Consider the following 16984-nt stretch of genomic DNA (forward strand, 5'->3'; position numbering starts at 1 on the left):
ATAAAAGCATAGGAGAACTTGTTATGGCTGTTAAAGATTTTATGACACGTAAAGTGGTTTACATTAGTCCAGATACTACAATTGCCCATGCGGCAGATTTGATGCGCGAACAAGGTTTGCACCGTTTGCCAGTCATTGAAAATGATAAATTGGTTGGTTTGGTGACAGAGGGTACGATTGCAGAAGCAAGTCCATCTAAAGCAACAAGCTTGTCTATTTTCGAGATGAACTATCTGTTGAACAAGACCAAGGTCAAAGATGTCATGCTTCGCGATGTCATTACCGTCTCTAAATTTGCGAGCTTAGAAGATGCGACCTACCTCATGTATAAGAACAAGGTGGGAATTCTTCCAGTCGTGGACAATGACCAAGTGTCTGGTGTCATCACAGACCGTGATATTTTCCGTGCCTTCCTTGAAGTATCGGGCTATGGAGAAGAAGGAGTTCGTGTTCGCTTTGTGACAGAAGATAAGGTTGGCGTTCTAGAACAAATCATTCACTTGATTGTAGAAGAGGGGTATAACATCGCCAATACAGTCAATATCCCAACCAAAGACGATCGTGTGGTTATCGAAGTCCAAATTGATGGGGTGACAGATCTAGAAACAATCCGTAGTAAATTTGAAGCCAACGGTTTGAAAGTTGATGAAATCACTCGAACAATCGCAAAAGCTATTTAATAAAAAAATCAGGCTGGATGACAATCCAGTCTGATTTTTGTATAAAGTAACTTAATAAATTCTGTAAAAATAATTATGATTTTATTAATTATGACGTGTATTCTAAGATTTTCCGCCGTGAGAAAGGAGCATGAAACATACTTGTTTCATGCTCTCGGAATTTTTGAGAGTAAAACAGTTTGGGGAACTGTTTTAGCCTGAGCTTAGAAATTAAAAAGCGAAGGGGCTCAAAACTAATTGAATACGGGTCACGGATTGTATCTTGATTTAGTCATGGAACTTTGTAAAAGTTCGCTGACATCCGTACTCACCTAAGGAAAATCGTAAATAGAAAAAAAGCTAGATGAAAATCTAGCCTTATTTCTATTAACGGGTAATGGGTTGTTTTTCTTTATCTAAAGTAAAGCCTTCGCCGAGAATTTCATGGGCTTCAGAAATGGTGATGAAGGCGAATGGATCGATCTGATTGATGATGTCTTTCATTTGTTTCATCTCATTCCGTGAAACGACACAGTAGACGATATCCAGGTCCTTACGGCTGTAATAGCCCATCCCGCGGATAAAGGTAATCCCGCGACCCAGATCGTCGGATACTTTTTGGGCAATTTCTTCTGGTTTAGATGTGACGATAAGGAAGCCTTTTCCAGCAAAACCACCTTCTCCAATCAAGTCGATCACAAGGGTGTCAATCAGGATAAAGAAGAGGGTATACATAGCCGTACGGACATCTTGGAAGACAACGACAACAGTTATCAGAACAATGGCATCTACAATCAACATGAGTTTTCCCATACTGAGGGAAGTGTATTTGTTAAAGATGCGAGCGAGGATATCTGTTCCTCCAGTAGTTCCACCAGCATTGAAGATGATCCCTAGCCCCAAACCAAGCACAACCCCTGAGGCGATACAGGCAAGCAGAATATCTCCTTTAAAGGCTGTAAAGATAAAGTGATGGTAGTGGTGGCTGAGGGGCATGGCTTCAAAAATCGCCATCCAAGCCGAAACCGAGAAAGTCCCAAGTAAGCTCAGATAAAGAGATTTTTTGCCCAGCAGTTTCCAAGCCAGAACGAAGAGAGGGATATTGATCAGCAAGTTCATCAGGGATACGGGGACTTTTAAGAGGTAATAGGTGATCAAGGTAATCCCTGTCGCTCCTCCTTCATAGAAGTGAAAGGGAATGACCAAAAAATAGATCCCAAATGAAAAAATGCCGGCCCCCAAGATGATAGCCAGAATATCTTTAAATTTAAACATGATAGGTTGTCTCCTAAAACTTTATAAGAACATTGTAACAAAAAAGTGAAAAAATGAAAATGACTTTGAAAAATTTTCTCTCCTAAAATACAAGATTTTTACCCTTATTTTTGGTAAAATAAAAAGAAGAAAACTAGAAAGAGGATACTATGGTAAACGGTACATTAATTTCATTTGAAGGTCCAGAAGGAGCGGGGAAATCATCGGTCCTAGAAGCCGTTTTGCCTCTACTTGAAGAAAAAGGAATTCCTTTTATTACAACCCGTGAACCAGGCGGTGTAGACATTGCAGAAAAGATCCGCCAAGTCATTTTAGATCCAGACCATACTAGTATGGATGCCAAGACAGAGTTGTTGCTTTATATTGCTAGTCGCCGGCAGCATTTGGTGGAACGTGTCTTGCCGGCCCTTGCAGCTGGGAAAATCGTCTTGATGGACCGCTTTATTGATAGCTCGGTCGCTTATCAAGGGTATGGTCGCGGTCTGAGTGTGGAAGATATCGAGTGGCTCAATCAATTTGCGACAGATGGTCTTAAACCAGATCTCACCCTTTACTTTGATGTGGATGTCGAAGAAGGGCTCGCTCGAATTGCCAAAAACCAAGAGCGGGAAGTCAATCGTTTGGATTTGGAAGGATTGGAGCTTCACCAAAAAGTAAGACAGGGTTATTTGGCCTTGTATGAAAAGGAACCAGAGCGCATTGTGAAAATCGATGCCAGTCAATCCTTTGAAGCAGTCTTTGCGGATGTCTTGGCTGTTTTAGAAAATCGCTTGGGGATATTGAAATGAAGCTAGAAGAGATCCAACAGCTCCAGCCAGAATTGGTGGAGCGCTTCACCCAGATCTTGGAAAATAAACAGCTCAGTCATGCTTATCTCTTTACGGGTTCTTTTGCCAGTTTTGAGATGGCCCTCTTGCTAGCTCAAAGTCAATTTTGCGAAGATTTGCAGGGAGTCTGGCCTTGTGGCAAATGCCGTTCCTGCCGCTTGATTGAAGAAGAAGAATTCTCAGACGTAAAGATCGTGCGTCCAGTCAACCAGATCATTAAGACCGACCGCATTCGCTCGCTCGTTCAAGACTTTTCTCAATCAGGATTTGAAGGAAGTCGGCAGGTCTTTATCGTCCAAGATGCGGATAAGATGCATACCAATGCGGCCAATTCTCTCTTAAAAGTCATGGAGGAGCCCCAGAGTGAGATCTATCTCTTCTTGTTGACATCCGATGAAAACTTGATCTTACCGACCATCAGGAGTCGGGCTCAGCAGGTCCATTTTCCTAAAAAGCAAGCCTACCTAACCGAACTACTAGAAAAAGAAGGCTTGATCAAATCACAGGCAAATTTAGTAGCTCGTTTTAGTTTTAGTCTCGAAGAGGCAGAGCAGCAAAAAAAGAATGCTACGTTTTTTGAACTGGCAAAAGTTTGTGATCAATTCATCGAACGTTGTCAATCCAATTTAAATCGTGCTTATTTTGAAGTGACCCGCTTGGTGAGTCTAGCAGATGATAAGGAAAAACAAAGCCAGGCCTTTCGTTTGATGGAGTTGGCTTTAGAAGAGCAATTGCGCTTGAGTAGATCCCAGCAGTTGCTTGAGAAATTGAGTCTTGCTCGTAGGATGTGGAAGGCCAATGTTTCTTTTCAAAATGCTCTAGAATATATGGTTTTGAGCTTAGAAAGTTAAGGAGTCAGAATGAATAAAAAAGAATTATTTGATGCTTTAGACGGCTTTTCTCAGAATTTGTTGGTCACCTTGGCTGAAGTTGAAGCCATCAAGAAAAATTTGAAACAAGTCATCGAAGAAAATACAGCTCTTCGCTTAGAAAATGATAAATTGAGAGAGCGTTTGGGGGAAGTTGAGAAGACTTCATCCGCAAAGTCACAACACCATGGACGTGAAAATTTGCAACGCATTTACAACGACGGTTTTCATATTTGCACTTATTCTTATGGTCAACGCCGTGAGAACGATGAAGAGTGTATGTTTTGTGACGAGTTGCTATTTAGGGAGTAAGCATGCAGATCCAACGAAGTTTTAAAGGGGAAAAGAAAACAGGGGTGCTTTACCTGGTCCCAACACCGATCGGCAATCGGGAGGATATGAGTTACCGCATGGTCCAGACCTTAAAAGATGTGGACTTGATCGCAGCTGAGGATACTAGAAATACAGGCCTCTTGCTCAAGCATTTTGAGATTGCGACGCCCCAGACTAGCTTTCATGAGCACAATGCCATGGAGAAAATTCCAGATCTGATCGCCCATTTAGAATCCGGAAAGGATGTGGCGCAAGTCTCAGATGCAGGACTTCCTAGTATCTCTGACCCCGGTCATGATTTGGTCAAGGCAGCGATTGAACGAGAGATTCCTGTCGTAGCTGTGCCTGGTCCTAGTGCAGGTATAACGGGTTTGATTGCCAGTGGCCTAGCCCCTCAACCTCATATTTTTTATGGATTTCTGCCTCGCAAAGAGGGGCAACAAAAGGCCTTTTTCCAAGAAAAAGTGGCCTACCCTGAGACTCAGATCTTTTATGAGTCGCCCCATCGGGTGAAGGCGACCTTAGAGAATATGTTGGCTGTCTATGGGGATCGTTCGGTCGTCCTGGTTCGTGAATTGACCAAGATCTACGAGGAATATACTCGTGGCAGTATTTCTGAGTTAGTCGCATTTCTTGAAGAAAATCCCCTCAAAGGGGAGTGTCTCTTGATCGTCGAAGGAGCCAAGGAAGAAGAGCTAGACCTAGAAGAGGTCGACTTGATTCAAGAGATCGACACCTTGGTCCAAGAGGGCATGAAGAAAAATCAAGCAATTAAACAGGTCGCCAAACAATATGGCCTGCAAAAGAGTGAGCTCTATGCTCGTTACCATCAAGACTAGGAAAGGTTGGAAGCAGGATGGAAATTAGAATGGCTTATCCCAACGAGATTAAGCGAATTATGGAAATTATCCAAGATGCCAAGGAAAGCCTGGCTCAAAGACAGGTCGACCAGTGGCAGGATGGCTATCCAGATGAAGAGATCATTTTTGAGGATATTCTAGAAAGTCGTGGCTATGTCGCCGTTGAAGATCAGGAAGTCGTGGCCTATGCAGCTGTCTACAAGGGCAACGAAGCGGCTTACAATGAGATTTATGATGGTAAGTGGGAGCATGACAACTATATGTATGTCACTTTTCACCGGGTCGCTGTAGCCAAAGAAGCTGCTGGCAAAGGGGTAGCGCAGACCTTCCTTCAAGGTTTAATCGAAGGGGAAAAAGGGCCAGATTTCCGTTGCGATACGCACCCGGATAATCTGGTGATGCAGCATTTACTTGAAAAATTGGGCTACCATTATTGTGGAAAGGTCCCCATTGATGGCGTCCGTCTGGCTTATCAAAAGATCAAACGAAAAGCAGAAACTAGTCTATTCCAAGTGGTCTCAGAAGAGGACCGCTGGGACCAAAGAGCAGAAGCGGCCTACAATGACTCTCTATCTTAAACAATTTTATGAAAGCCCTATGGAGCTTCTTTCGATCATTGTCAGTGAAGAAGGCCTTGTTGAGCTTGATTTTTATGATCCGAAAGAGGAGGCGACTGATCCCTATGGGGCGCTGGAGCAGGTCCATCCCTTCCATGAGAAGGTGAAGGAGTGGTTGGACCACTATTTTGCGGGGGATCCAATCGCTATCAGCTTTCCACTAGCACCGCAAGGGACAGCTTTTCAAGAGCGGGTGTGGCAGTTATTGCGAGAGATCCCATATGGTGAGACCAAGACCTATGGCCAGCTGGCCCAGGATTTTTCTTGTGGTTCAGCCCAAGCCGTGGGACAGGCTGTTGGACGCAATCCCTTGACGATCTTAGTCCCTTGCCACCGCGTGATGGGAAAAGATGGACAACTGACGGGCTATGCATCTGGACTCGATCGCAAACGCTGGCTCTTACACCATGAAGGAATTACCTGGAAGGAGAAATAAAATCGATGTATACATTTATTGAATACCCAAAATGTTCGACTTGTCGAAAGGCTAAATCAGAATTGGACGGTCTCGAATGTGAGTTTCAAAGCCAAAACATCGTCACAGAAACACCGACTAGCCAAGAATTGCAAGACTGGATGGCAGCTTCTGGCCTACCAATCAAGTCTTTCTTCAATACTAGCGGAATGAAATACCGGGAACTCGGTTTGAAAGATAAGGTGGATCAACTGACAGTGAAAGAAGCGGCGGATCTCCTTGCTTCAGACGGTATGCTGATCAAGCGGCCTTTGCTTGTCAAAGACGGAAAAGTTGTTCAAGTGGGCTACCGAAAACCATACGCAGACTTAGGTTTGTAAAAGAAAAGGGAGTTGGATTTTCTTCAGATCTATAATAAAGGTATGCCAGAAGCTTTCCTTGGGTGAGTACGGACGTCAGCGAACTTCAAAGAAGTTCCATGACTTAGTTTTGAGCCTAAGGTCTCAAAACTCCCGAGTGCTAGAAACAATAATGTTTCTAGCACTTTTCTCACGGCGGAAAGTTTCGGTATATTCTTTATGAGATTCATAAGTTAGAACTTATTTTGATTTCTTGACAAAATCGCGTAACCTATCTTACTTATAATTTATTTATATATATTCTAAAGGGAGTTGGGCTCCCTTTTCATTTTGCAGTGAAGATGATATAATCATACGAGTGAAATCAATGAAAGAGAGTCAAGCATGAGTATTTTAGAAGTGAAAAATTTGAGTCACGGTTTTGGGGACCGTGCGATTTTTGAGGATGTGTCCTTCCGTTTGTTAAAGGGAGAGCATATCGGTCTTGTCGGGGCCAATGGTGAGGGAAAATCGACCTTCATGAGCATCGTGACTGGTAAGATGCAACCTGACGAAGGCAAGGTGGAGTGGTCTAAGTATGTGACGGCAGGTTACCTGGATCAGCATTCGGTCTTAGAAGAAGGACAAACGGTTCGCGATGTTTTACGGACCGCTTTTGATGAGTTGTTCACAGCTGAAGCTCGCATCAATGACCTCTATATGGCCATGGCGGAAGAGGGAGCCGATGTTGATGCTCTGATGGAAGAGGTTGGGGAACTTCAAGAGCGTCTAGAAAGTCGTGATTTTTATACCTTGGATGCCAAGATTGATGAAGTGGCGCGTGCTCTTGGGGTCATGGACTTTGGCATGGATACAGATGTGACCTCCTTGTCAGGTGGGCAACGGACCAAGGTCCTCTTGGCCAAACTCTTGCTAGAAAAACCAGATATCTTGCTACTAGACGAGCCAACCAACTACTTGGATGCAGAGCACATCGATTGGCTCAAACGCTATTTGCAGAATTATGAAAATGCCTTTGTCCTCATTTCCCACGACATTCCATTCTTGAACGATGTGATCAATATCGTCTACCATGTGGAAAATCAGCAGTTAACCCGCTATTCAGGAGACTACTACCAATTCCTTGAAGTCTATGAAATGAAGAAATCGCAATTGGAAGCGGCTTATGAGCGCCAGCAAAAAGAGATTGCTGATTTGAAAGATTTCGTAGCCCGCAATAAGGCGCGTGTGGCTACACGGAATATGGCCATGTCTCGTCAGAAGAAGCTGGACAAGATGGAACTCATTGAGTTACAAAGTGAGAAACCAAAGCCATCCTTTGAATTTAAAAATGCCCGGACTCCTGGACGCTTTATCTTCCAGGCCAAGGATCTTCAGATTGGCTATGACCGTCCTTTGACCAAGCCTTTGAACCTAACGTTTGAACGCAATCAAAAGGTAGCCATCATCGGAGCCAACGGGATCGGGAAAACCACTCTCTTGAAGAGCTTGCTTGGAATCATCCCACCGATTGCTGGAGAAGTAGAGCGGGGAGATTACCTAGAGCTTGGCTATTTTGAGCAAGAGGTCGAAGGTGGCAATCGCCAGACACCGCTTGAAGCAGTTTGGGATGCCTTTCCGGCTCTCAACCAAGCAGAAGTCCGTGCCGCCCTTGCTCGCTGTGGTTTGACCACCAAACATATCGAGAGCCAAATCCAGGTGCTATCCGGTGGAGAGCAAGCCAAGGTACGCTTCTGTCTCTTGATGAACCGTGAAAACAATGTCTTGGTACTAGATGAGCCGACCAACCACTTGGATGTGGATGCCAAAGATGAATTGAAACGGGCTCTGAAAGAGTACAAGGGATCGATTCTCATGGTTTGCCACGAGCCAGATTTCTATGAAGGCTGGATGGACCAAATCTGGGACTTTAATGAATTGACGTAAAGACAAAAAGAGAACCGTTTGGTTCTCTTTTCATTATTTCTTGAAATTGTAGTCTTTTAAGATCTCGATTTTCTCGATCTTGATATCTGTTTTTGGTTTGTCCTTATCATCGGTTTCGGCAGAGGCGATTTTATCGACCACATCCATGCCATCGATCACTTGGCCAAAGACAGTGTAGTTACCACCATCGAGGGTTGGATTTCCACCATTTTTATAAGCATCGATGATCTTAGCTGGGAAGCGGTCAGTTGGGAGTTTACTTGAAATATCATCCTTATTTTGGTTAATATAGAATTGACTACCATTGGTATTTGGACCAGAATTGGCCATGGCAAGGGCTCCACGAAGGTTGTAAAGGTATGGAGAATACTCATTCTCAAAACCAGTACCTGAATCTTTGGATTTGTCTTTGCCCTTCCAGATGGATTCGCCACCAGTACCATCTCCCTTAGGATCCCCAGTTTGGATCATAAAGTTGTTAATGACACGGTGGAAAAGTAAGCCATTGTAGTAGCCTTCTTTTGCATGGGTCAAGAAGTTTTCAACTGCAAGTGGGGCATATTTAGGGAAGAGCTTCACAGTGATATCGCCTTCAGTTGTTGTGATTTTAACCTCTGCTTCGTCTTCAGCCACTTCATTTGAGAGTTGTGGGAAGACGGCATTTTCATTGGTCATGGCATCGTTAAAATCTTTGCGCAGTTGTTCTAATTTCTTTTGTTCTTCTTCAATTTTCTTTTGATCTTTTTCACTAGAGCTAGAAGTTGCTGTCTGCTCTGTCTTTTCTTTACTTGAGCTTGAAGAGTTAGCGTCTGTTTTATTGGACGAACAAGCTGTTAAAGCCAAGCCGGAAAATAATAGTAATGCGATTAATTTTTTCATATTCTTCCTTTCCAACATAGTTGTCTTCCTCTATTGTACCTTAATTTTACGATACTTTCAAATTTAGACGGAAATCTCTCTTCACTAAAGTTGGTTAAAGATTGTCAATGCTTGATAAATCACTAATTAAGAAGGAAGTTGCGTAGAGATAGAAAATTCGGTATGATGGGAGATATGTTAATTTGTTTGAAAATGAACGAATTCCTTCAAAAACTGTATCATGAATAGGAGGCTACAAATTGGATTATAAAAATCTACGCAAAAACTATAGACTCTATATTAGATCTGCAGGCTTGTTAGCAATGCTTCTGATCTTTTGCATTGGATTAGTGGTCAGGGATACTCTTCTTCAGACTGTGGCGTTTTATTGGTCCTTGCATGCTTGATTTTATTCATCCAATTGCTCAAGAAAAGCTACACCAACAAGTGCAACACCTTGCTCCATGTAAACTTAGATTTAGCTTTTTGGCAGCAATACCTTCAGTTGAACAAGAATGTGAAAAAAGCTATTTCACAGATAGATATTAAGCTGACATCGGTTGCCTATTCTTTTATGATGGGAGATTTTGATACTGTCATAAAAGAAGCTAGGGAAGCACTTAGTCAGACGGATTATCCGCAGAAATATAAAAACTTTTTTGAAAGTTATCTCATGCGATCAACTGTCCTGACAGATCCTGATTTGTCTAGAGGAGAACTGGAGGGTCGGTTGAATGAATTGACTATCACAGACCCGACACTGGCTGAGAAAACAAGAAAGGTCTGTCTTGCCCTTTATGATTTAACCATTGCGCATCAAAGCAATGACTATTTCGAAGATTTAAGCAATGATTTCAAGTACCAGCAGTTGGAAATTATCTACTACCAAGCCTTGAATGCTACTCTTAAAGGTGATCAGCACAGAGCCAATGATCTCTTTCACAAGTTGGTTTCAGAGGATGAGTCGCTCTATATCGTTCGAAAGGCTAAGCAATACTTGGAGGATGAGGGCAGTCATCTGTAAATCCTCTAATCGAAATAGAGATTAATTGAAAGAGTCTGAACAAATACAAGGAGTTTTTGGAAGGTAAGAATGAAGAAATCAATCTTTAAGGCTAATTTTTATGAAAGCCGTCGTTTGCGTCACGATGGCTTTATCGATTATATGGTCAAGGACACAAATAGTCGAAAAATCTACACAAAGACATTTAGTATTGCGAGAAAACTATTTTCATTTTTGGGGATACTGTTCATGTTTGGATTTTCTGCATTAATGGAGACGCAAATTCATCACCCTGATCCAGAAGCACCATTTGATACCTGGGGGATCAATTTCTATCCACTTTGGCTGTTTTTCTTGTGCTGGTTTTTGTGGTTTCTTGCTTGCAGAAAAAATCTGCGTAGAAAATATGATGCAAAGATTCCTTATACTAGTATCTTGAATTTGAATCTGTATCTGATTTGGATGGTGCTTGCTCTGAATTTGTTTTTTATCACCATCATAGGTAGATACCTTACGATTTTGGGGTTGGTTTTATTCTATGTTCTTACCGGAATCATATTGTTTATGATTATCCAATCTAGAATGAAATCGCTAAAAACTCGTCTTTATGGAGTGCAGGATCCTAGTGTAACTGCTAGACAGCAAAAGATCATAGAAGTCATTACTGGACTAGGTGGAATAATTGTAGCAGGTTGGATGGTTCTGAAATTTCTTTTCCCCAAAATTGGAGAAGTAAAAGGTGATTTTTTAGGAACCATCTCATTTATAGGAATGGTATTTTTTGCAAATATTATTGTTTTGAGTATGGAAGTAGTGATGCTGTTACCATATTCACTTTACGGCTACTACCGAAATAAATATTCAGAGGAATATCGCGAGTTCGAAGGAAAATCGCTGGAAGAGTGGTATGGCAAGAAGTACTTGAACAAACACAAGGAGTTATTGAAAAATGAATAAGAATTTTAACGAGATGTCGTTTGATGAATTGAAATGTTACCGTAGAGAAGTTCTTTGGAGATCTTTGGGCTTATTACTGGTCATTATTTTAGTGATTACGGGAATGGTATTTATGGATGTGAACCATGTTTCTCCGTCCAATCAGAATCGTTTTCGGGGTATTGGTTTGACAACGGTCATTGCGCTCTTTGGCTACTTGAAGCCTCTGATGGTAGCAAATCGCGTGATGCGAGACCATCCGGATTGGGTCAAGAAATCAGGTTTCGGAGCAAAAATTCCCTTGCCTATGGCTTGGCATGTCAAAAGACTTTGCGTCCTTGGAGCGAGTCTACTGGTGATTGGAGTAGGATTTACCTCACTATATAAACCACAAGTCCAACAAACAAATGTACAAGATCAAATCGATATCATTCAAATGGATCATGACTTGGAAAGAGAGCAAAAATTCGACCAAGTTCTAGATACCATCACACCGGAGGATAAAAAATCTGAGTAAGAACCATTTTGGAATTTGAACATCATTGAATATCGTTCTAAACAGCTCTAAAGAACAGTGCCCAATCGGTGCTGTTTTTTTACTTTATTCTGAAAAATTGAGGAAATGATTTTACTAGAGAACTGGCTTAGAAATGTGATATAATAAAGGTTATGGCAAACAATAATCAATCAAAAAAAACACGGTCGACGAGACGACTGTCTAAAGCAGAATTAGAAAGAAAAAAAGCGATTCATCGCATGATTGTGACCATTCTGATCAGTCTGGTTTTAGTCTTTGCGGCCTTGAAATTGGGGGCAGTAGGGGTCTTGGCCTACAACTTAATCCGACTGTTTGTTGGGAGTTTGGCTTACTTGGCTATTTTAGCGACCTTTTTCTACCTCTATGCCTTTAAATGGCTGGACAAACACGAAGGGGTGATTTCAGGATTCCTAAGCTTCTTTGCTGGGGTTCTCTTGATGTTTCAGGCCTTCTTTGTATCCTCCCTTCATTTAGACAATAATGGGATCAAGGTCACCTTTTCAAGAATCATGGCAGACCTGATTCATCTGCGAGTGGAGAGCTTTGCTGGTGGCGGTATGATCGGTGCCCTTCTTTATGCTCCGATTTCCTTCCTCTTTTCAAATATTGGCTCTTATTTTATTGGCCTTCTCTTTATTGGATTGGGGATCCTCTTGATGAGTCCTTACTCCATCTATGATTTGTTTGAAAAGGGGTCGGAAGCCTTCCATGCTTCTATGGAAAAACGCAAAGAACGTCGCGAGCAGAAGTTCCTTGAAAAGGAAGCGAGAGCTGCTGAGGAAGCTGCTGCAGCTGAAAGAGAGCAAGAAGAAGCAAGTGCAATTCTTCCAACTCCCCTTTCAATGGAAGGGCATCCTGTAGACCCTGAAACGGGCGAGGTGTTGGCGGAGGAGCCGTTCACAGAGTCTTTCCCAGAAGCCGAAATTGTTGCACCAGCAACACCAGAGATCTACCTGCCAGATGAAGAATGGCCTGAAGAGCCTGAAGCATACGAAGAGTTTCCGAAAGCCGAAGAATTCGAGGATGATGGGGAAGAAGTTCAAGTGGATTTCACACCTAAGGAACTCCTCCAGTACAAGCTTCCAACTATTGATCTCTTCGCACCTGACAAGCCCAAAAATCAATCCAAAGAGAAAAACATCGTTCGCCAGAACATCCGCATTTTGGAAGAGACCTTTGCAAGCTTCAATATCAAGGCGACAGTGGAGCGGGCAGAGATCGGTCCTTCTGTTACCAAGTATGAAGTCAAGCCAGCTGTCGGAGTACGGGTCAACCGCATCTCCAATCTAGCAGATGATTTGGCCTTGGCTCTAGCTGCCAAGGATGTTCGGATTGAAGCACCGATTCCAGGGAAGTCTCTGGTCGGGATTGAAGTGCCTAACTCAGAGATAGCGACCGTTTCCTTCCGTGAATTGTGGGAGCAGTCCAAAACAGATCCAGCTAAACTCCTTGAGATTCCTCTTGGGAAGGCTGTAGATGGTTCAGCTCGGACTTTTGATTTGGCTCGGATGCCCCACCTCTTGGTAGCGGGGTCTACTGGATCTGGTAAGTCAGTAGCGGTCAATGGGATTATTTCGAGTATCTTGATGAAGGCCCGTCCGGACGAAGTCAAGTTTATGATGGTCGATCCAAAGATGGTGGAGCTTTCAGTCTACAATGATATTCCTCACCTTTTGATCCCAGTTGTGACCAACCCACGAAAGGCCAGTCGAGCCCTGCAGAAGGTCGTTGATGAGATGGAAAATCGCTACGAGCTCTTCTCGAAAGTGGGTGCTCGCAATATTGCTGGCTTTAATGCCAAGGTGGCTGAGTACAATGCCCAGTCTGAGATGAAGCAAGTTCCCCTTCCATTGATTGTGGTCATTGTTGATGAGTTGGCAGACTTGATGATGGTCGCAAGTAAAGAAGTGGAAGATGCCATTATCCGCCTGGGACAGAAGGCTCGTGCGGCAGGGATCCACATGATCTTGGCGACTCAGCGGCCATCGGTTGACGTTATCTCAGGTTTGATCAAGGCCAATGTGCCTTCCCGTGTCGCTTTTGCGGTATCATCTGGGACCGACTCACGGACCATCTTGGATGAAAATGGAGCAGAGAAATTGCTCGGTCGTGGGGACATGCTCTTTAAACCGATCGATGAAAATCATCCGATTCGTTTACAAGGGTCCTTTATCTCAGATGACGATGTCGAGCGGATTGTGAATTTTGTCAAAGAACAAGCAGAAGCCGATTATGATGATGCCTTTGATCCAGGAGAAGTATCCGAGTCGGACTTTGACGGAGGCATGGGTGGCTCCGATGAGGGGGATCCTCTCTTTGAAGAGGCCAAGGCGCTCGTGGTTGAAACTCAAAAAGCCAGTGCGTCGATGATTCAGCGCCGCTTATCCGTTGGCTTTAACCGAGCGACTCGCCTCATGGAAGAGTTGGAAGCAGCGGGTGTGATTGGACCTGCTGAAGGAACCAAGCCTCGGAAAGTATTGCAACAATCATAAGGATAGGGAAAAAGGGCGCTTGTCCCACTCCCTTTTCTTTTTATAGAAAATAGAAAGTAGGACCAGATGAAGTTAGACATGATTCATCATATTGCCATCATTGGACGGGATCGCGATGCCATGTTGCATTTCTATGTGGACCAGTTGGGCTTTGCGATTGTCAGTGAATTTGACCGTCCTGAACGCGGAGATATCTTGATCAATCTCCGTCAGGGCCAGCTGACTTTAGAACTCTTTATCAAACCGACGGCCCCAGAACGACCTAAGCTTCCCTTACCAGAGCATGCGGGACTGCGTCATCTAGCCTTTAAAGTGGAAGATGTAGAGGCCTATCTAGCTAGATTGGATCAGCTAGGTATTGAGAATACAGGCCTTCGCTATGATGACTTTGATGGTAAGAAAATGGCATTTTTCTTCGATCCAGAAGGATTGCCCTTGGAAATACATGAGTGAGGAACGCAATGGATAGATTAGAAGGACTCAGTCAGGAAGAAGTAGCGAAAAAGATCCAAGAGGGCAAGCAAAATAAGGTCACAATCAAGACAGAAAAAAGCCTAGGACAGATCATTCGAGACAATGTCTTTACCTACTTTAATCTGATATTTTTGATTTTGGCTATTTTGCTGGTAGCAGTGAAGTCTTGGAACAATCTCTTGTTTGTCCCGATTGTCGTGGTCAACTCCTTAGTTGGAATTGTGCAGGAAGTCCGTTCTAGACGGATCTTGCGTCAGATGCAATTTCTACACATGAGTGAGGCGATCGCTCTTCGCGAAGGCAAAGAAGTCGCTCTACCTATCGATCAGCTGGTGGAGGGGGATCTGGTTCGCTTTCAAGCTGGAGACCAAATCTATGCGGATGGGATCTTGCTGGAGGGCGACTTAAAAGTCGATGAGTCACAATTAACCGGTGAAGCTGATGAGGTTAAAAAAGGAGCGCAAGATGCGCTCATGTCAGGTAGCTTTGTGATTGCTGGTCAAGGACTGGCGCGATTGGAAAAAGTGGGGAATGACTCCTACATCAACCAATTGAGCTTGGAAGCCAAGCAGGTCAAGTCCCATGAGGAATCTGATATGGTTCATGCGGTTAACCGCATCGTAGGGATCATTGGTCTCCTTATCATTCCTATAGGTTCCCTCCTTTTTCTTCGGAGCTATGTCAGCCTAGGTGACAGCCTTAAGCTCAGTGTGACTTCAACAGTCGGAGCCTTGATCGGGATGATTCCAGAAGGTTTGTACCTCTTGATGACCTTGGCGCTGGCTCTTGGTGCTGTCAGATTGGCCAAGGAAAAGGTTCTGCTCAATAGCATGAAGGGGATTGAGACCTTATCGCGCGTGGATGTCCTTTGTGTCGATAAGACAGGGACCATTACAGAGCCGGGGATGGAAGTGACAGAGATTCGTCCGGTTAAAGGCGCTCAAGACTTGGAAGCTCTAGTTCAGTATGTCAAGGCTAGTATGGATCAAAATGACACCATGGATGCCATCCGTAAATTTCACAAGACTCCAGTCAGTCAGCCTTGGAAGACTCTAGACGTTCAGCCCTTTACATCCAAGAAAAAGTATGGGACCATTGCCTTTGAAGGCGGGATCTATGTATTAGGCGCACCAGAATTTGTTTTACGAGAGAGCTTCTCTGAGCTTGAAAAAGAGATCGCCCCAGCTACGCAGGCAGGTAATCGGGTCTTGGCCTTTGGAAAATATAGGGGAGAAGACCTTAGAGAGACGTTAGAGGCTCCTGTAGATTTGGTAGCCTGGATTATTCTCTCCAATCCTTTGAGAAAAAATGCCAAAGAAACCTTCGCCTACTTTAAAGAACAAGGTGTAACCATTAAGGTCATTTCAGGGGACAACCCTGCTACAGTCTCAGCTATTGCACAAAAAGCAGGCATTGAAGGAGCAGAAGACTTGATCGATGCCAGAACCTTGCAGACGGAAGAAGACTTGCACCAAGCGGCGAGCCAGTATACAGTCTTTGGTCGGGTGACCCCAGAGCAAAAGAAAAGCCTTGTAGAAGGCTTGCAGGCAAAAGGACACAAGGTCGCTATGACCGGAGATGGTGTCAATGATATTTTAGCCTTAAAAACAGCGGATTGTAGTATTGCGATGGAATCTGGAAATGATGCGACCAAAAAGATGGCACAAGTGGTCTTACTGGATTCCGACTTTGGGAAGATGCCGTCTATCGTGGCAGAAGGTCGGCGGGTGGTCAATAACATTCAACGATCAGCTAGTCTCTTTTTGATCAAGAATATTTTCTCCATTTTGTTGGCTATCTCAGTGACGCTCTTAGCCTTTACCTATCCCATCATGCCGTCGCAGATGTCTTTGATTAGTGGTTTTACAATTGGGATTCCAGGATTCTTCCTAGCGCTTGAGCCCAATAGCGAACGTATCAAAGGACGCTTTATCGAAACTGTCTTTAAAAATGCACTGCCTGCTGCCTTGACGGATTTTATACTAATCTTTAGTCTGGTTTTGCTCTCTTCAGCATTTGGTATCAAGTCGGAAGAGCTCTCGAGTGCAGCCATCTGCTTGATGGCCTTCGTCGGCTTTACCATCATCTATCAAGAATCCCAGCCTCTCAATCACTACAAGAGACTGGTTCTCCTAGGAAATATCCTGGCTTTTCTGATTTCAAGCAGTATCCTAGGGAGATTCTTTATCATGAGCCCCTTGAGGCTTCAAACGTTACTTATTTGTGCCGTCATGGCAGTTCTTTCTCTCTTCTTGATTCAATTCTTCAAGAAGTTAGTAGGCTGGCTCTTTCATCGAAAGAAATAAAAAAAAGACAACTCTTAAAGATAGAGTTGTCTCAGATTGAAGAAAAAGATAATTTTGAAACTTTCCTTAGGTGAGTACGGACGTCAGCGAACTTCCACGAAGTTCCATGACTTAGTTTTGAACCTAAAGTTTCAAAACTCCCGAGTGCTAGAAACAATCGTGTTTCTAGCACTTTTCTCACGTCGAAAAGTTTCAGTAAATATTTGGAGAATTTAAAATTAAAATGACTTCAGTCTA

16 protein-coding genes and 1 pseudogene are annotated in these 16984 nt (G+C 43.4%); 15 read left to right on the forward strand and 2 right to left on the reverse strand.

Annotation, left to right across the window (positions count from 1 at the left end; translation table 11 throughout):
* Nucleotides 1–23 precede the first annotated feature (23 nt).
* Complete coding sequence (locus RDV49_RS04820) at nt 24–680, forward strand: CBS domain-containing protein (RefSeq protein ID WP_037608021.1); 657 nt, start codon at nt 24–26, stop codon at nt 678–680.
* A 366-nt stretch (nt 681–1046) separates the two neighbouring features.
* Here the strand turns inward: RDV49_RS04820 and RDV49_RS04825 are convergent, their stop codons facing one another.
* Complete coding sequence (locus RDV49_RS04825) at nt 1047–1934, reverse strand: YitT family protein (protein ID WP_003008268.1); 888 nt, start codon at nt 1932–1934, stop codon at nt 1047–1049.
* 149 nt (nt 1935–2083) lie between these two features.
* On the opposite strand from RDV49_RS04825, the gene tmk reads away from it, so the two are divergent.
* The 8 genes from tmk (at nt 2084) to RDV49_RS04865 (ending at nt 8140) form a co-directional block, all read left to right on the forward strand.
* Nucleotides 2084–2722 carry a dTMP kinase gene (gene tmk, locus RDV49_RS04830; RefSeq protein WP_003008266.1) on the forward strand — a complete coding sequence of 213 codons (639 nt, stop codon included), beginning with the start codon at nt 2084–2086 and terminating at the stop codon, nt 2720–2722.
* Nucleotides 2719–3612: a DNA polymerase III subunit delta' gene (locus RDV49_RS04835; RefSeq protein WP_003008264.1), complete on the forward strand. Its 894-nt coding sequence runs from the start codon at nt 2719–2721 to the stop codon at nt 3610–3612. The genes tmk and RDV49_RS04835 overlap by 4 nt, the downstream gene beginning before the upstream one ends.
* A gap of 9 nt (nt 3613–3621) precedes the next feature.
* Nucleotides 3622–3942 (forward strand): DNA replication initiation control protein YabA, encoded by a 321-nt coding sequence (gene yabA, locus RDV49_RS04840; RefSeq protein WP_003005416.1) that lies wholly within the window; start codon nt 3622–3624, stop codon nt 3940–3942.
* Between the two features lie 2 nt (nt 3943–3944).
* Nucleotides 3945–4802 carry a 16S rRNA (cytidine(1402)-2'-O)-methyltransferase gene (gene rsmI, locus RDV49_RS04845; protein ID WP_003008262.1) on the forward strand — a complete coding sequence of 286 codons (858 nt, stop codon included), beginning with the start codon at nt 3945–3947 and terminating at the stop codon, nt 4800–4802.
* A gap of 17 nt (nt 4803–4819) precedes the next feature.
* Nucleotides 4820–5401 (forward strand): GNAT family N-acetyltransferase, encoded by a 582-nt coding sequence (locus RDV49_RS04850; RefSeq protein ID WP_003008260.1) that lies wholly within the window; start codon nt 4820–4822, stop codon nt 5399–5401.
* On the forward strand, nt 5385–5876 hold the full coding sequence (locus RDV49_RS04855; RefSeq protein ID WP_003008258.1) for a methylated-DNA--[protein]-cysteine S-methyltransferase: 492 nt from the start codon (nt 5385–5387) through the stop codon (nt 5874–5876). The genes RDV49_RS04850 and RDV49_RS04855 overlap by 17 nt, the downstream gene beginning before the upstream one ends.
* A gap of 5 nt (nt 5877–5881) precedes the next feature.
* A complete protein-coding gene (locus RDV49_RS04860) occupies nt 5882–6235 on the forward strand; it encodes an arsenate reductase family protein (protein ID WP_003008257.1) in 354 nt (117 codons plus the stop codon).
* Between the two features lie 363 nt (nt 6236–6598).
* Nucleotides 6599–8140 (forward strand): ABC-F family ATP-binding cassette domain-containing protein, encoded by a 1542-nt coding sequence (locus RDV49_RS04865; RefSeq protein ID WP_003008254.1) that lies wholly within the window; start codon nt 6599–6601, stop codon nt 8138–8140.
* A gap of 33 nt (nt 8141–8173) precedes the next feature.
* Here the strand turns inward: RDV49_RS04865 and RDV49_RS04870 are convergent, their stop codons facing one another.
* Nucleotides 8174–9019 carry a peptidylprolyl isomerase gene (locus RDV49_RS04870; RefSeq protein WP_037608018.1) on the reverse strand — a complete coding sequence of 282 codons (846 nt, stop codon included), beginning with the start codon at nt 9017–9019 and terminating at the stop codon, nt 8174–8176.
* A 496-nt stretch (nt 9020–9515) separates the two neighbouring features.
* Between RDV49_RS04870 and RDV49_RS04875 the strand changes: the two genes are divergently transcribed.
* From RDV49_RS04875 to RDV49_RS04900, 6 genes and pseudogenes are all read left to right on the forward strand, one after another.
* Nucleotides 9516–10022 (forward strand): hypothetical protein, encoded by a 507-nt coding sequence (locus RDV49_RS04875; RefSeq protein WP_230454170.1) that lies wholly within the window; start codon nt 9516–9518, stop codon nt 10020–10022.
* Between the two features lie 69 nt (nt 10023–10091).
* On the forward strand, nt 10092–10958 hold the full coding sequence (locus RDV49_RS04880) for a hypothetical protein (RefSeq protein WP_003008248.1): 867 nt from the start codon (nt 10092–10094) through the stop codon (nt 10956–10958).
* Entirely contained in the window at nt 10951–11454 is a 504-nt protein-coding gene (locus RDV49_RS04885) for a hypothetical protein (RefSeq protein ID WP_003008247.1), read from the forward strand. The genes RDV49_RS04880 and RDV49_RS04885 overlap by 8 nt, the downstream gene beginning before the upstream one ends.
* A gap of 1058 nt (nt 11455–12512) precedes the next feature.
* Nucleotides 12513–13967: pseudogene (locus RDV49_RS10415) on the forward strand (DNA translocase FtsK); the annotation flags it as partial.
* Nucleotides 13968–14033: 66 nt separating this feature from the next.
* Nucleotides 14034–14420 carry an SMU1112c/YaeR family gloxylase I-like metalloprotein gene (gene gloA2, locus RDV49_RS04895; RefSeq protein WP_003008243.1) on the forward strand — a complete coding sequence of 129 codons (387 nt, stop codon included), beginning with the start codon at nt 14034–14036 and terminating at the stop codon, nt 14418–14420.
* An 8-nt stretch (nt 14421–14428) separates the two neighbouring features.
* The gene (locus RDV49_RS04900; protein ID WP_003008239.1) at nt 14429–16747 is read left to right on the forward strand and encodes an HAD-IC family P-type ATPase; all 2319 of its coding nucleotides are present in this window, start codon (nt 14429–14431) and stop codon (nt 16745–16747) included.
* The last annotated feature ends 237 nt before the right edge of the window (nt 16748–16984 follow it).

Source organism: Streptococcus parasanguinis (genome assembly GCF_031582885.1).
Taxonomy (GTDB): Bacteria; Bacillota; Bacilli; order Lactobacillales; family Streptococcaceae; genus Streptococcus; species Streptococcus parasanguinis_M.

Excerpts from the sequence above, each read along its gene's own strand:
- RDV49_RS04820 (WP_037608021.1), top strand. The coding sequence starts at position 24 with ATGGCTGTTAAAGATTTTATGACACGTAAAGTGGTTTACATTAGTCCA.
- RDV49_RS04825 (WP_003008268.1), bottom strand. The coding sequence starts at position 1,934 with ATGTTTAAATTTAAAGATATTCTGGCTATCATCTTGGGGGCCGGCATT.
- tmk (WP_003008266.1), top strand. The coding sequence starts at position 2,084 with ATGGTAAACGGTACATTAATTTCATTTGAAGGTCCAGAAGGAGCGGGG.
- RDV49_RS04835 (WP_003008264.1), top strand. The coding sequence starts at position 2,719 with ATGAAGCTAGAAGAGATCCAACAGCTCCAGCCAGAATTGGTGGAGCGC.
- yabA (WP_003005416.1), top strand. The coding sequence starts at position 3,622 with ATGAATAAAAAAGAATTATTTGATGCTTTAGACGGCTTTTCTCAGAAT.
- rsmI (WP_003008262.1), top strand. The coding sequence starts at position 3,945 with ATGCAGATCCAACGAAGTTTTAAAGGGGAAAAGAAAACAGGGGTGCTT.
- RDV49_RS04850 (WP_003008260.1), top strand. The coding sequence starts at position 4,820 with ATGGAAATTAGAATGGCTTATCCCAACGAGATTAAGCGAATTATGGAA.
- RDV49_RS04855 (WP_003008258.1), top strand. The coding sequence starts at position 5,385 with ATGACTCTCTATCTTAAACAATTTTATGAAAGCCCTATGGAGCTTCTT.
- RDV49_RS04860 (WP_003008257.1), top strand. The coding sequence starts at position 5,882 with ATGTATACATTTATTGAATACCCAAAATGTTCGACTTGTCGAAAGGCT.
- RDV49_RS04865 (WP_003008254.1), top strand. The coding sequence starts at position 6,599 with ATGAGTATTTTAGAAGTGAAAAATTTGAGTCACGGTTTTGGGGACCGT.
- RDV49_RS04870 (WP_037608018.1), bottom strand. The coding sequence starts at position 9,019 with ATGAAAAAATTAATCGCATTACTATTATTTTCCGGCTTGGCTTTAACA.
- RDV49_RS04880 (WP_003008248.1), top strand. The coding sequence starts at position 10,092 with ATGAAGAAATCAATCTTTAAGGCTAATTTTTATGAAAGCCGTCGTTTG.
- RDV49_RS04885 (WP_003008247.1), top strand. The coding sequence starts at position 10,951 with ATGAATAAGAATTTTAACGAGATGTCGTTTGATGAATTGAAATGTTAC.
- gloA2 (WP_003008243.1), top strand. The coding sequence starts at position 14,034 with ATGAAGTTAGACATGATTCATCATATTGCCATCATTGGACGGGATCGC.
- RDV49_RS04900 (WP_003008239.1), top strand. The coding sequence starts at position 14,429 with ATGGATAGATTAGAAGGACTCAGTCAGGAAGAAGTAGCGAAAAAGATC.